This is a genomic window from Pseudoalteromonas sp. SG43-3 (assembly GCF_014164385.1).
GTDB lineage: Bacteria > Pseudomonadota > Gammaproteobacteria > Enterobacterales > Alteromonadaceae > Pseudoalteromonas > Pseudoalteromonas distincta.
Map to the genome: position 1 here is coordinate 1 of NZ_JACJFC010000099.1, position 257 is coordinate 257.

General features: G+C 49.4%; 1 protein-coding gene. It reads right to left on the reverse strand.

The features are described 5' to 3' along the window. On the reverse strand, positions 1–257 hold a 257-nt coding region (locus tag H5157_RS20785; RefSeq protein ID WP_182725429.1), incomplete at both ends, for an Ig-like domain-containing protein.

Here is a 257-nt window from a genome sequence, read left to right on the forward strand (position 1 = left end):
TCGGTAATGGTAATTTCACTGCCTGCTGGCAAGTCAGAGGTACCACTTAAGGTAACCAATAAACCAAGTTCAAACGTTGGTGTAAAGGCAAGTGCCGGTGGAGTTACGTCTACTTCGCCACTGTCTGTACCTGTACCTGTGTTGCCCGCGGCATCGGTGATGCTGGCGCTAACGCTATAATTCCCTTCGGCTAATGTGCCTGTTGGTGTCGCACTCCAGTTACCATTGGCATCGGTTTGTACATCAATGCTTTGAGT